Origin of the sequence: Azoarcus sp. CIB, assembly GCF_001190925.1 — a bacterium.
GTDB lineage: Bacteria > Pseudomonadota > Gammaproteobacteria > Burkholderiales > Rhodocyclaceae > Aromatoleum.
In genome coordinates, this window is record NZ_CP011072.1 from 1,256,219 (window position 1) to 1,269,649 (window position 13,431).

General features: G+C 67.7%; 14 protein-coding genes. 10 read left to right on the forward strand and 4 right to left on the reverse strand.

Annotated elements, in window-relative coordinates; genetic code table 11:
- Position 1: 1 nt before the first annotated feature.
- A complete protein-coding gene (locus AzCIB_RS05565) occupies positions 2-1,501 on the reverse strand; it encodes a leucyl aminopeptidase (protein WP_050414982.1) in 1,500 nt (499 codons plus the stop codon).
- 108 nt (positions 1,502-1,609) lie between these two features.
- Here AzCIB_RS05565 and lptF point away from each other — a divergent pair, with 108 nt between their 5' ends.
- Positions 1,610-2,689 (forward strand): LPS export ABC transporter permease LptF, encoded by a 1,080-nt coding sequence (gene lptF / locus AzCIB_RS05570; protein WP_050414983.1) that lies wholly within the window; start codon positions 1,610-1,612, stop codon positions 2,687-2,689.
- Complete coding sequence (lptG, locus tag AzCIB_RS05575; RefSeq protein WP_050414984.1) at positions 2,686-3,765, forward strand: LPS export ABC transporter permease LptG; 1,080 nt, start codon at positions 2,686-2,688, stop codon at positions 3,763-3,765. Before lptF ends, lptG begins: the two co-directional genes overlap by 4 nt.
- Positions 3,766-3,866: 101 nt before the next feature.
- On the opposite strand, the gene AzCIB_RS05580 is transcribed toward lptG, so the two are convergent.
- Positions 3,867-4,109, reverse strand: coding sequence for a hypothetical protein (locus AzCIB_RS05580; protein ID WP_232299364.1), 243 nt, complete (start codon positions 4,107-4,109; stop codon positions 3,867-3,869).
- Between the two features lie 168 nt (positions 4,110-4,277).
- On the opposite strand from AzCIB_RS05580, the gene AzCIB_RS05585 reads away from it, so the two are divergent.
- Positions 4,278-4,715, forward strand: coding sequence for an Rrf2 family transcriptional regulator (locus AzCIB_RS05585; RefSeq protein WP_050414985.1), 438 nt, complete (start codon positions 4,278-4,280; stop codon positions 4,713-4,715).
- Positions 4,716-4,775: 60 nt separating this feature from the next.
- Here the strand turns inward: AzCIB_RS05585 and AzCIB_RS05590 are convergent, their stop codons facing one another.
- On the reverse strand, positions 4,776-5,939 hold the full coding sequence (locus tag AzCIB_RS05590) for an MFS transporter (RefSeq protein ID WP_157058572.1): 1,164 nt from the start codon (positions 5,937-5,939) through the stop codon (positions 4,776-4,778).
- Between the two features lie 191 nt (positions 5,940-6,130).
- Here AzCIB_RS05590 and AzCIB_RS05595 point away from each other — a divergent pair, with 191 nt between their 5' ends.
- On the forward strand, positions 6,131-7,030 hold the full coding sequence (locus AzCIB_RS05595; protein ID WP_050414986.1) for a LysR substrate-binding domain-containing protein: 900 nt from the start codon (positions 6,131-6,133) through the stop codon (positions 7,028-7,030).
- A gap of 30 nt (positions 7,031-7,060) precedes the next feature.
- On the opposite strand, the gene AzCIB_RS05600 is transcribed toward AzCIB_RS05595, so the two are convergent.
- Positions 7,061-7,864 carry an ABC transporter substrate-binding protein gene (locus AzCIB_RS05600; protein WP_050414987.1) on the reverse strand — a complete coding sequence of 268 codons (804 nt, stop codon included), beginning with the start codon at positions 7,862-7,864 and terminating at the stop codon, positions 7,061-7,063.
- Positions 7,865-8,084: 220 nt separating this feature from the next.
- Here AzCIB_RS05600 and AzCIB_RS05605 point away from each other — a divergent pair, with 220 nt between their 5' ends.
- The 6 genes from AzCIB_RS05605 to arsB all read left to right on the forward strand — a co-directional run bounded on the left by AzCIB_RS05605 (position 8,085) and on the right by arsB (position 12,979).
- Positions 8,085-8,729 (forward strand): RluA family pseudouridine synthase, encoded by a 645-nt coding sequence (locus tag AzCIB_RS05605; protein WP_050414988.1) that lies wholly within the window; start codon positions 8,085-8,087, stop codon positions 8,727-8,729.
- 79 nt (positions 8,730-8,808) lie between these two features.
- The gene (locus AzCIB_RS05610) at positions 8,809-9,180 is read left to right on the forward strand and encodes an ArsR/SmtB family transcription factor (protein WP_050414989.1); all 372 of its coding nucleotides are present in this window, start codon (positions 8,809-8,811) and stop codon (positions 9,178-9,180) included.
- Positions 9,177-9,656: an arsenate reductase ArsC gene (locus AzCIB_RS05615; protein ID WP_050414990.1), complete on the forward strand. Its 480-nt coding sequence runs from the start codon at positions 9,177-9,179 to the stop codon at positions 9,654-9,656. Before AzCIB_RS05610 ends, AzCIB_RS05615 begins: the two co-directional genes overlap by 4 nt.
- A 44-nt stretch (positions 9,657-9,700) precedes the next feature.
- Positions 9,701-10,060, forward strand: coding sequence for an arsenite efflux transporter metallochaperone ArsD (gene arsD / locus AzCIB_RS05620; protein WP_050414991.1), 360 nt, complete (start codon positions 9,701-9,703; stop codon positions 10,058-10,060).
- An 11-nt stretch (positions 10,061-10,071) separates the two neighbouring features.
- Entirely contained in the window at positions 10,072-11,889 is a 1,818-nt protein-coding gene (gene arsA, locus AzCIB_RS05625) for an arsenical pump-driving ATPase (protein ID WP_050418239.1), read from the forward strand.
- The gene (arsB, locus tag AzCIB_RS05630) at positions 11,873-12,979 is read left to right on the forward strand and encodes an ACR3 family arsenite efflux transporter (RefSeq protein WP_050414992.1); all 1,107 of its coding nucleotides are present in this window, start codon (positions 11,873-11,875) and stop codon (positions 12,977-12,979) included. Before arsA ends, arsB begins: the two co-directional genes overlap by 17 nt.
- The last annotated feature ends 452 nt before the right edge of the window (positions 12,980-13,431 follow it).

Consider the following 13,431-nt stretch of genomic DNA (forward strand, 5'->3'; position numbering starts at 1 on the left):
CTCAGGCCCCGGCAGCCTGGCTGCGCGCGATCAGAAATTCGGCGAGCAGCGGAACGGGGCGGCCGGTCGCGCCCTTGGCGTCGCCCGACAGCCAGGCCGTGCCGGCGATGTCGAGGTGCGCCCATTTGTACGCCTTGGCGAAGCGCGCGAGGAAGCACGCCGCGGTGATCGTGCCGCCGTAGCGCCCGCCGATGTTGGCCATGTCGGCGAAATTGCTCTTGAGCAGTTCCTGGTATTCGTCCCACAGGGGGAGCTGCCACACGCGGTCGCCGGAAACGGTGCCGCAGTCGGTGAGCTCGCGCGCAAGTTCGTCGTCGTTGGCGAGCAGGCCGCTGGGGATCTTGCCCAGCGCGACGACGCAGGCGCCGGTGAGGGTGGCGATGTCCACGACGCACGCGGGCTTGAAGCGCTCGGCGTAGGTCAGCGCGTCGCACAGGATCAGGCGGCCTTCGGCGTCGGTGTTGAGGATCTCGATGGTCTGGCCGCTCATCGAGGTGACGACGTCGCCGGGCTTGGTCGCCCCGCCGCCGGGCATGTTCTCGGTGGTCGGGACGATGCCGACGACGTTGATCGGCAGCGCCATGCGCGCCAGCGCCTTGAAGGTGCCGAGCACGCTGGCGGCGCCGCACATGTCGAACTTCATCTCGTCCATCTCGGCGCCGGGCTTGAGCGAGATGCCGCCGGTGTCGAAGGTGATGCCCTTGCCGACGAGCACGACGGGCTTGTCCTTGGCCTTGCCACCCTTGTAGTGCAGGACGATGAACTTGGGCGGCTGGTGCGAGCCGCGCGCGACCGACAAGAGGGAGCCCATGCCGAGCTTTTCCATGTCCTCGCGTTCGAGCACTTCGACCTTGAGCTTGAACTGCTTGCCGAGTTCGACGGCGGTCTCGGCGAGGTGGGTCGGCGTGCAGTAGTTGCCCGGCAGGTTGCCGAGGTCCTTTGCCAGCGCCATGCCTTCGGCGATCGCCTGGCCGCGTTTGACGGCGGCCTCCATCGCGGCGGAGATCTTGTTGCGCGTGGCCAGCACGACCTTGCGTGCGCCGCGCGGCTTGTCGTCCTTTTTCTTCGACTTGGTGGCGTCGTAGCGGTAGGTGCCGTCGGCCAGTGCGCGTGCGAGCTGCTGCAGCGCCCATTCGGCGTCGCGTCCGGGAAGCTCGATGTCTGCGAGGCAGACGGCGGCGTCGTGGGTGGGCGAGGCAGCGAGGGCCTTGGCGACGGCACCGACGGCGTCGCGCCAGGCGCGGTCGGCGAGTTCTTCCTGCTTGCCGAGGCTGACGACGAGCACGCGCTCGGCGGCGCAGCCCGGAAGCTCGTGCAGCGCGAGCAGAGAGCCCGCCTTTTCGTCGAGATCGCCGCGCGCGATCAGGGCGGCGAGTTTGCCTTTGGCCGCCTTGTCGAGGGCGGCTGCGGCGTCGGTGAGCGTGCCGCCGGCAAATGCTCCGACGACCAGGCAGCCGGCCTTGAGCTTTTCCGGGGCCCCGGTCTTTATGGTAAATTCCATGCCCTGTTCCTTTATAAGACGCGACGTTTCGATTGCCGCCGATTATGGCCCGTTCGCGGCAAACGCGTCAAAAACCCCGCACTCCAACGAGATCCAGGCTTTCGCGCGATGATATTCAGCCGCGCCCTCCGGCGTGAATTCTCCCAGTCGGCTGCCGGTGTGTTCGTCGCCCTGTTTGCGATCGTCATCACCGTCGTGCTGGTGCGTCTGCTCGGGCAGGCGGCCGGCGGCCGCGTACCCCCCGATGCAGTGCTTGCGCTGATCGGCTTCGGCGCATTGACCGAGCTGCCCATCGTGCTGTCGCTGACCGTGTTCATTTCGGTGCTGATGCCGCTGTCGCGCTCGTACCGCGATTCGGAGATGGTCGTGTGGTTCGCCTCGGGCGTGCCGCTGACGGGCTTCATCCGGCCGGTGCTGCGCTTTGCGCTGCCGGTGGTGGTTGCGATCGCGGCGGCGACCCTGTTCCTGTCGCCGTGGGCACACCAGAAGAACGCGGAGTTCCAGGCGCGGCTCGACTCGCGCGACGATGCGTCGCGCGTCGCGCCGGGGGTGTTCCGCGAGTCGGCCGCTTCGCAACGCGTCTTCTTCGTCGAGATGGGCGCGGGGGAGAGCGGCAAGGTGCGCAACGTGTTCGTGAGCTCCGAACAGAACGGCCGCCTGAGCGTCATCGTGTCGGCCGAGGGGTCGCTGCACACGGATGCGAACGGCGACCGCTTCGTCGTGCTCGAAAAGGGCCGGCGCTACGAGGGCCAGCCGGGTACGCCCGAGTATCGCGTGATGGAATTCGAGCGTTACTCGGTGTTGATCGAGGAGCGCAAGGTGGCCGGCCAGTCGTCGCGCACGCGCGTGATCCCGACCGCGGAGCTGCTGGCGTCGCCCACGGACCGCAATCTCGGCGAGCTGCTCGGCCGCATCGGCGTGCCCGTCGCCGCGCTGTTGCTGGCGCTGATGGCGATACCGCTGTCCTTCGTGAATCCGCGCGCCGGGCGGGCGAACAACCTGCTCTTCGCGATCCTGACCTATCTCGTGTATAGCAACGCGATCAGCATCTTCCAGTCGTGGGTCGGGCAGGGGCGGCTGCGCTTCGAGCTCGCCGTGTGGCTGCCGCACCTGGCGGTGCTCGCGGTGCTCGCGCTGATGTTCTACCGGCGTCTCGCGGTGTCGCCGTTCTGGAGGGCGCGCGCATGATGACGGTTCTGGGCCGCTATCTCGCCCGCGAGATCGTCGGGGCGACCTTCACGGTGCTCCTCGCCTTCCTCGGGCTGTTCGCGTTCTTCGACTTCCTCAACGAACTCGATTCGGTCGGCAAGGGGGGGTACGAGCTGCAGCACGCCTTGCTGTATGTGGCGATGATCCTGCCGGGGCGGGTGTATGAGCTTCTGCCGATCGCGGTACTGATCGGAACGCTGTATTCGCTCACGACGCTCGCGCGTCATTCCGAGATCACCGTGATGCGCGCGTCGGGGATGTCGACGGCGAAGATGCTGCGTGTGCTGGCGGGCATCGGCACGATCTTCGTCGTCGCGACCTTCATCTTCGGCGAGTATGTTGCTCCGCCGGCCGAGCGGGCCGCACAGCAGTGGCGCCTGACGGCGACCAATTCAACGGTTTCGAGCCAGCTCAGGTCGGGCCTGTGGGTGAAGGACGGGCCGCGCTTCGTTAACGTGCGGACGCTGCAGCCGGACCGCAGCATGGAGAAGGTACGGATCTTCGAGTTCGACGAGCACCATGCGTTGCGGTCGGTGACCGAGGCTGCAACGGGCCGCTACCTGGCCGACGAGAACGGCTGGCGCCTGAACGGCATCCACCAGACGCGCTTCCTCGGCGATCGCACCGAGATCGTGGATCTGGCGGAAATGGACTGGAAATCGGAGCTGACACCGGAAGTGCTGAGCGTGCTGATGGTGCTGCCGGAGCGGATGTCGGTGGCGACGCTGGTGGCCTATGTGAACCACCTGCGCGAGAACCAGCAGAACTCCGACCGCTACGAGATCGCGCTGTGGAAGAAGCTGATCTATCCGTTTGCGGCGCTGGTGATGATGGCGCTTGCGCTGCCGTTCGCGATGAGCCACGAACGCATGGGCGGGGTGAGCGTGAAAGTCTTCCTCGGCGTGATGCTGGGGGTGGGTTTCCACCTGTTGAACGGCCTGTTCTCGAACCTGGGCGTGATCAACAGTTGGCCGCCGGTCCTCGCGGCGGCGACGCCGAGCCTGATGTTCGTCGTGGCGGCCGCCGGGCTGCTGTTCTGGGTCGAGCGGCGCTGAGTCCTGTCGCGGGTGCTCGTCTTGGCACCCGTCCTGGGGGCCGTTTCCTGACGCCCTTACCAGCCGTTCTCGACGGCGATCTGCGCGGGGACCTTCCCCGCTCAGCCGGCAGACATGTTCCCGAGTGCGTGATGCGACGCGAGACGCACGACATATCCGATCTTGAAGAACGCCGCGGACACCGGTAGCACCAGGTGGCCGGTGATCTGCACGCCCATGCCGAAGCGTTCGGCGAAGGGATAGGCGATGAGAGCCGCGGCGATCATGCCGAGGCCGGAAAGAACCATGGTTGCGCGTCCGAGGGTGAGGGTCTGTCGGGCGTTGAGGCGGGCGGGGCGCATCATTTTCCTCCGTGGAACAAGAAGTTGGGTACGGCGGGCGGATTGGAGCGGGTGTCGTTTAAGGGGAATATAAAATGAATGTTTAAAAAGAGTCAACGTAGATGCATCTTTTAGCTGCGTTCCGTATAATGGAATCGATACCGTGGCCCGACGGCCGCTTCAGGAAGCGCCATGCATCTGACCCAGCACACCGATTACGCCTTGCGCGTGTTGATCTACCTCGCCGTAAATGAGGATCGTCTCGTGACGATCGCGGAGGTGTCGGAGCGTTTCGGCATCTCGCGCAGCCATCTGATGAAGATCGCGAACCACCTCGTGCGCGACGGGTTCGTCGAAGGGCTGCGGGGCAAGGGCGGCGGATTGCGGCTCGCGCGTGCGCCGGAGGCCGTCAACGTTGGAGCGGTGGTGCGCAGCATGGAGCGCGGGATGGCGCTGGTCGAATGTTTCGGCACCGGCAGCCAGTGTCTGTTGACCCCCGACTGCAGGCTGAAGGGCGTGCTCGGCCGCGCGTTGGAGGCCTTCCTGCAGACGCTGGACAAGGTGTCGCTGGCCGAGCTGGTCGATGAGCCACAGCGCGAGGTGCTGCACATCCTGCGGCGCAGCGCATGAGGGCTGTGGAGCGCCGCAAGATGTCTGCCCCGGCCTCCGCAGCGAAATTGTCGGGGGGCGTCAGCCGGCCGGAGTGAAGGCTGGTGGCTGGCCGACCGGTACAAGTCTGCGCAACTGCCAGGCGCACAGGAGGGCCAGTGCGGCGCACAGGATCAGGGCGGCCGTCACGCCGGGCCACGCGGCAAATTCCCACGCCAGGCCGGAGAGTGTGCCGATGAGACTCGCGCCGAGGTAATAGCTGCACAGGTAGAGCGCAGTCGCGAGGGCGCGCCGTTCGCCGGATCGGCGTCCGACCCACCCGCTCGCCGTGGTGTGGGCGCCGAAATACCCGAAGGTGAAGACGGCGACGCCGGCGACGATGGCCGCGAGGTGGTCGATGAGGGCGGTCGCGAGGCCCACGCCGCAGGCGAGGATCATGATCCACAGCAGGGCGCGGCGTCCGACGCGGTCGACCAGACGCCCGGTCCACGCCGACGACAGCGTACCGACCATGTATAGCAGGAATACCGCGCCGATGGCGGTCTGGCCCAGCGAGAAGGGCGCAGCGTGGAGACGGAAGCCGAGGTAGTTGTAGAGGCTGGTGAAGGCGCCCATCATCAGGAAGGCGACCGCGAAGAGGCGGCGCAGCCCGCTGTCGGCAAGCAGGGCGGCGATGTCTCCGAGCACCCGTGCGGGCAGGACGGACCGTGCCCGGAAGTGGTGCGATGGCGGCAGGCAGCGCCAGAAGACGAGGGTCGCGACGAGCCCGAGCACGCCGAGCGCCGCCGCGGCGATGCGCCACGAGCTCCAGTCCGTGAGGCCGGCGACGAGGAAGCGCCCGCTCATTCCGCCCAGGGCGTTGCCGGCGATGTAGAGGCCCATCGCGCGGCCCTGCGCGTTCGGTGCGATTTCCTCGCCGAGCCAGGCCATCGCGGACGCCGGCAGGCCGGCGAGGACCGCTCCCATCAGCATCCGCAGGACGAGCAGCTGAGTGAAGTCCGCTGCGACGGCGGTTGCAAACGCGATCACGGTCGCGAGTGCGAGCGAAGCCTTCATCAGACGTTGGCGGCCATAGCGGTCGGACAGCACGCTCGCGGGCAGGAGCATCAGCGCCAGCGCGGCGGTGCCCAGCGAGACGGACAGGCTCGCGGTGGTCGGCGCGACGCCGAAGTCGGCGGCGAGGCGGGGGAGGATGGGTTGCGTCGCATACAGCAGTGCGAAGGTCGCGAAGCCGCCAAAAAACATCGCGAGGTTGGCACGGCGGAAGGCCGGGGTGCCGGCTTCGATCGGGGGGGCGGCGGAGGCGGGGTCTTGCATGGTCGTCCGGTGTGGATTGCGGAGGCGATGGTGTTGCGCTGCGTCAGCGAATCCTAGGTTGCGACCAATGCATACGTCCAATATATTTAAATGGCTCTGGTTATCTGTGGAATATATGAATGGAACTGCGCCACCTTCGCTACTTCGTCGCGGTCGCCGAGGAGCTCAACTTCACGCGGGCAGCCGCGCGCCTGCACATTGGCCAGCCGCCCCTGTCGATGCAGATCCGCGATCTCGAGCAGGAGATCGGCACGTCGCTGTTCGAGCGCAACAAACGGCGTGTCGCGCTGACCGAGGCCGGGCGGCGCTTCCTCGAGCATGCGCGCGAGATCCTCGCACGCGCGCAGGTCGCGACCGAGGACGCCCGCCGTGCCGGCAAAGGTGAGCTGGGGGAATTGAGGGTCGGTTTTACGTCCTCGCTGCCCTACACAACGACACTTTCGGACGTGTTGCACACCTATCGGCAGGACTTTCCGCAGGTCGGCCTGTCCTTGCGCGAGATGTTCACGGGGGCGCAATTCGAGGCCCTGCAGCGCGGCGAGATCGACGTCGGCTTCGTGCGCTACCGCGGCCTGGACGTGCCCGCGGGGATCGTCACGCACGAGATCGGGCGCGACGCCCTGCGGCTGGTCGTCAATGCCGCGCACCCGTTGGCGGGCCGTGCGGAAGTCTCGCTCGCGGAATTCCGCGACGAGGGTTTCATCGCCTATCCGCCCGATATCGGCACGGGGGTGCCGGCGATCGTCGATGACCTGTGCCGCAAGGCGGGTTTCGAGGCGCGCATCGTGCAGCGCGCGCGCGAGGCAACGACGCAGATCGGGTTGGTCGCATCCGGGCTCGGCGTTGCCGTGCTGCCGGCGCCGCTGGAGTGCGTGCGCCTGCCGCGCGTGCGCTACCTGGCGATCGGCGACGAAGGGGCTTACCTGTCGCTTGCGGTCGCGCGTGCGGACCGGCCGCCTGCGCCGGTGCTCGATACCTTCCTCGGCGTGATCGGGCGCATTGCGGTGCGGCCGGTCTGAAAGGCCCGCCGCGGCGAGTAGTGGCCGCGCCTACTCCTTCAGGCCGCTCGCCCAGTCTGCGAACAGGCGGGCGAGGGCGGGCAGCCCCTCGCGGATCGCGACCGGGCCCGGCGCGAGGATGATCGCGGACTTGATCTCGTGGATCTGCCCGTTGCGTGCGGCGGGCACGTCCTGCCATCCCGCCCGCGCGGCGACCTTTTCGGGCCGGAAGCGCTTGCCGCACCACGAGCCGATGACGATGTCCGGTTGCCGGCGCGCGGCTTCGAGCGGGTCGGCGAGGCAGCGGTCCTTTGCCGACGGGCGGCTGGCGAGTTCGGCGAAGACGTCTTCGCCGCCCGCGATCCCGATTAGCTCGGACACCCAGCGGATGCCCGAAATCGCCGGTTCGTCCCATTCCTCGAAATAGACGCGCGGACGCCGCGGAAGCCGCGCGGCGGCGGCACGCGTGGCGTCGATCAGCTGTTCCAGTTCGCCGACCAGCGCCTGCGCGCGGGGCTCGGCGCCGACGAGGCGGCCGACCGTTTCGATCATCGCGAGGATGTCTTCGACGCTGCGCTGGTTGAAGACATGCACGGCGACGCCGGCCTTGACGAGATCGCGGGCGATGTCGGCCTGAAGGTCGCAGAAGCACAGCACGAGGTCCGGTTCGACGGCGAGGATGCGGTCGAGGTCGCCGGTGCTGAAGGCGAAGACCTTCGGCTTGTCCTTGCGGGCCTGCGGCGGGATGACCGTGTAGCCGGAAATGCCGACGATGCGGTCCTGTTCGCCGAGGGCGTAGAGGACTTCCACGGTTTCGGTGCTGAGGCAGACGATGCGTCGGGGCAGTCGGGACATGGCGGTTCGATGTGGTGTGAGGACGGCCATTTTGCCGTCAAAGTCGCCGGAAGCCGAAGGCGGATGCGCGCCCGGGTTTGCCGGGGGGAGGGAATCCTGCTAAAAGGCGCGGTCCGGTGGCGGACGGCGGACCTCGGTCGGACGATGTCCGGTTTGGTGCCGCCTCCGCCTTCCCGGTCATTCTTCCCGATCCCTGCCATCGCCGAGCGCTACCGTACCCGTGCCGCATCTTGCTCCTGCCATCGTCCATGCGGACGACGCCATCGTCGTCGCCGACAAACCCTCCGGTCTCCTGTCGCAGCCTGCGCGCGGCGAGGAGCGGCAGGATTGTCTCGAGCTGCGCGTGCAGGCGCAGTACCCTGACGCGCTCCTCGTGCATCGGCTCGACATGGCCACATCGGGACTGATCCTGCTCGCGCGCGGGCCCGAGATGCTGCGGCGGATGAATCATGCGTTCGCGCAGCGCACGGTCGGCAAGCGCTACGTTGCGGTCGTGCACGGCCTCGTCGCGGGCGACAGCGGGGAAATCGATCTGCCGCTGGCGGCCGATCCGGACAACAACCCGCGCCAGAGGGTGGACCGCGAGCGCGGGCGGCGGGCGCTGACGCGGTTTTGCGTCGTCGAACGCCGTGGCGAAGGCGAGGGAGCGGTGTCGCGCGTCGAACTGGAGCCGGTGACGGGGCGCACCCATCAGCTGCGCGTGCACCTGATGTCGCTGGGGCATCCGATTCTTGGCGACGTGCTGTATGCGCCGCCACAGAGCGCGCAGCATCACGCGCGCCTGCACCTGCATGCCGCGGCGATCGCCTTCATTCATCCGGAGCGGCGCATCGCGATGACCTTCGAGAGCGTCGTGCCGTTCTGACCCGCCGCGCCGTGACGGCATTGACGCACGCGGCCGCGTTTCGTTACGATATTTCAACAAATTTGGAAATGTGGAAGCAATGGACGAAAAAGCGGCCGTGGCCGTATTCGAGTGCCTCTCCTCGGGCGTGCGGCTCGGCGTCTTCCGGCTGCTCGTGAAGGCGGAGCCGGCGGGCATCGTTGCCGGGGACATCGCCACCGCGCTCGACATCGCGCCGAGCAGCCTGTCTTTCCACTTGCGCACGATGACGCAGGCGGGACTCTTGCGCGTGGAGCAGGAGGGGCGATTCCTGCGCTATCGGGCGAATCTCGCGCTGATGACCGAGGTCGTCGGCTTCCTCACCGAAAACTGCTGCAGCGGGGTGCCCGGCGGCTGCCGGGATGGGGACATCCTGTCCGGAGGGATTCCCGGCTGCGGCTCTTCCAACCCTGCGCGGGAATCGAAAGCATGAATGTGTTGTTCCTGTGTACCGGCAACTCGTGCCGGTCCATCCTTGCCGAGGCGACCTTCAACGCCCTGGCGCCTGCGGGTATGCGGGCGATGAGCGCCGGCAGCCAGCCTGCGGGCTATGTGCACCCGCGCTCGCTGGCGCTGCTGGCGCGCGAGGGCTTCCCGACCGAGGGGCTGTGCAGCAAGTCGTGGAGCGATCTGCCGCGGGTGCCCGACCTGATCGTCACGGTGTGCGGCAGCGCCGCCGGCGAGACCTGTCCGGTGGTGCTCGGCAAGGTGCCGCGCACCCATTGGGGCGTCGACGATCCGGCGAAGGCGACCGGTACCGATGCGGAGATCGACGCGGCGTTCGCGCTTGCCTACCGCGTGTTGCGGGCGCGTATCGAGGCATTCCTCGCCTTGCCCGGCGATCTCGCCCGGCGCGACCCCGCTGCGTTCCAGGCGGCGGTCGACCGCATCGGCAAGCTGTCGGCCTGAATTCTCCTTCTTCCTCTTCCAATTCCTCTACCGAGACCACCATCATGAAATCGATCCAGATCTTCGATCCTGCCCTGTGCTGCAGTTCCGGCGTGTGCGGTGTCGATGTCGACCAGCAGCTTGTCACCTTCGCCGCCGACGTCGAGTGGGCGAAGCAGCAGGGCGTCGCGCTCGAACGCTTCAACCTCGCGCAGCAGCCGCTGGCGTTTGCGCAGAACGCGGTGGTGAAGGGCTTCCTCGAGCGTTCGGGCGCCGAGTCGCTGCCGCTGATCCTGATCGACGGGGAGTTCGCGCTGGCGGGGCGTTATCCGACGCGCGACGAGCTCGCCCGCTGGGCCGGCGTGAAGGCCGAGCCGGCCGGGAAGTCTGCCGGCGGGTGCTGCAGCGGCGGCCGCTGCTGCTGAGCGGGACGGCGATGCGCTTCCTCGACCAGCCGCCGCGCTACCTGTTCTTCACCGGCAAGGGCGGGGTCGGCAAGACCTCGCTCGCCTGCGCCACTGCAATCCATCTTGCCGGACTTGGCCGCAAGGTGCTGTTGGTGAGCACCGATCCGGCCTCGAACGTCGGCCAGGTCTTCGGGCAGGAGATCGGCAACGTGCTGACGCCGATCGCCGCCGTGCCCCATCTCACCGCGCTGGAAATCGATCCGCAGGCCGCCGCGCAGGCCTACCGCGACCGCATCGTCGGCCCGGTGCGCGGCGTGCTGCCGGACGACGTCGTGCGCGGCATCGAGGAGCAGCTTTCGGGCGCGTGCACGACCGAGATTGCCGCCTTCGACGAATTCACCGGGCTACTGACCGATTCGCAGCTCACGACCGGTTTCGAGCATGTGGTGTTCGACACCGCGCCGACCGGCCACACGATCCGCCTGCTGCAGCTGCCTGCCGCGTGGTCGGGATTTCTCGCGAACAACACCGAAGGGGCGTCCTGCCTCGGTCCGCTGGCCGGGTTGCAGAAGCAGCGCGAGCAATATTCGTCCGCCGTCGCGGCGCTTGCGGACGCCGCGCGCACGCGGCTGGTGCTGGTCGCACGCGCCCAGGCCTCGACGCTGCGCGAAGTGGCGCGCACGCATGCCGAGCTGGCCGCCATCGGACTCAGCCGCCAGTTCCTGGTCATCAATGGCGTCCTGTCCGACGACGAGGCCGCGCGCGCGGACGGACTGGCCGCGGCGGTGCTGCGTCGCGAGCGGGATGCGCTCGCCGCGCTGCCCGAGCCGCTGCGCGGGCTGCCGACCGACTACGTGCCGTTGATGCCCTTCAACCTCGTCGGGCTGGCGGCATTGCGTAGCCTGCTGGGCGTGACCGGTGCGCAGGCCTGCGACTCGCCGGGTGACGAGCGGTCACCGGCGGCGCACGGGTTGCCGAATCTCGCGGGCCTCGTCGACGGCATCGCCGCGGAAGGCCATGGGCTGGTGATGCTGATGGGGAAGGGCGGGGTCGGAAAGACCACGCTCGCCGCCGCGATCGCGGTCGAACTCGCGCACCGCGGCTTTCCGGTACATCTGACAACCTCCGACCCCGCCGCGCACCTCGCGGAGACGCTCGAGGGTTCGTTGGGGAACCTCATCGTCAGCCGTATCGACCCGCAGGTCGAGACGGAGCGCTATCGCCGGCATGTGCTGGAGACGAGCGGCAAGGATCTGGATGCGCACGGACGCGCGATGCTCGAGGAGGACCTGCGTTCGCCCTGCACCGAGGAGATCGCCGTCTTCCAGGCCTTCTCGCGCGTGATCCGCGAAGCGGGGAACAGGTTCGTCGTGATGGATACGGCCCCCACCGGGCACACGCTGCTGCTGCTCGATGCCACCGGCGCGTATCACAAGGAGATCGCGCGCCACATGGACAAGAGCGGCATCACGCACTTCACGACGCCCATGATGCAGCTGCAGGATCCGCAGCAGACCAAGGTGCTGATCGTGACGCTCGCCGAGACCACGCCGGTGCTGGAGGCCGCGAACCTGCAGGCCGACCTGCGTCGCGCGGGCATCGAGCCGTGGGCGTGGATCATCAACAACAGCCTTGCCGCTGCGCGAACCGACGCACCCGTGCTGCGCCGGCGCGCCGCGCAGGAGTGGCCGCAGATCGAGGCCGTGCGGGAGCACCACGCCAGGCGCGTCGCGCTGGTGCCGGTGCAGGCGGACGAGCCGGTGGGCGTACCGCGCCTGCTGGTGCTGGCCGAAGGGGGCGCCGGCAAACAAACAAAAATGGAAGGAAACGATGTCCGTACAGTGTGAAGTCACGGGAAAGCGCGCCGCGCCGGCGCCGATGAGCGTCTTCGAGCGCTATCTCACCGTCTGGGTGTTCCTGTGCATCGTCGCCGGCATCGCGTTCGGCCAGATGGCGCCGGCGCTGTTCCAGGCCATCGGGCGGATGGAGGTCGCGCAGGTGAACCTGCCGGTCGGGGTGCTGATCTGGGTGATGATCATCCCGATGCTGATGAAGGTCGATTTCGGCGCCCTGCACGAGATCCGCGGCCACATGCGCGGCATCGGCGTGACGCTGGTGGTGAACTGGCTGGTGAAGCCGTTCTCGATGGCGCTGCTGGGGTGGTTTTTCATCCGTCACCTGTTCGCGCCCTGGCTGCCCGCCGAGCAGATCGACAGCTACGTCGCGGGCCTGATCCTGCTCGCCGCTGCGCCATGCACGGCGATGGTGTTCGTGTGGAGCCGGCTCACCAACGGCGACCCGATCTTCACGCTGTCCCAGGTCGCGCTCAACGACGCGATCATGGTGGTCGCATTCGCCCCCATCGTTGCCGTGCTGCTGGGTATGTCGGCGATCATCGTGCCGTGGGACACGCTGTTCACGTCGGTCGTGCTGTACATCGTGATTCCCGTCGCGCTCGCGCAGGTCGCGCGTAAGGCGCTGCTGGCGCGCGGGCAGGCGGCCTTCGACGCGGCGATGGAGCGCATCGGCCCGTGGTCGATCAGTGCGCTGCTGGTGACGCTGGTGCTGCTCTTCGCCTTCCAGGGCGAGGCGATCCTCGCGCAGCCGCTGGTGATCGCGTTGCTGGCGGTGCCGATCCTGATCCAGGTGTTCTTCAATTCCTCGCTCGCCTACCTGCTCAACCGCGCGGTGGGGGAGAAACACAGCGTTGCCTGCCCCTCCGCGCTGATCGGCGCGTCGAACTTCTTCGAACTCGCGGTGGCCGCAGCGATCAGCCTGTTCGGCTTCGAGTCCGGTGCGGCGCTGGCGACGGTCGTGGGCGTGCTGATCGAGGTGCCGGTGATGCTGCTGGTCGTGCGCGTCGTCAATGCCAGCAAGGGGTGGTACGAGGCGGGCGCAGCGGCCCCGGCGGCGGCAGGCCGTCGCGGCGGCGCCTGACCCGGACGAGGGCGCATGCGCTGTTCGCCTGCAAATTGGCCGAGGCGGACTCCGGGTTGATCGCAGGATAGGTATGGCGGCAGGTCGGTTGGAACGGCCAATGAGACGACGAACCGTGACTGGCAGGGTCCGGCTATCAAGCGACGTAGCGACTGAGAAATTTCGCCCACCGCGATCGGCGGGTAACCGATCTTGGACCGGTCGGCTGTCTGTCGTCGAACTCGGACAAGTCCTCGGCCTCAACGGTCATTGGGCTGCTGCTCGGCCAACGGCCGCAATGAATCCGCGATCGGTCATCTGCCGCAGAGCAGGAAACCGTCGCTAATGACAGCTTTCAAGTTCACCATATAGCCGAACCCGCCCTAAAGCGGACATGACGCGCAGCGAACGCTCCGCAAGCGGTCCCGGTGTCGGTTTTACCATTGGAACTCGGTGAGCAATGAATCCCGAGA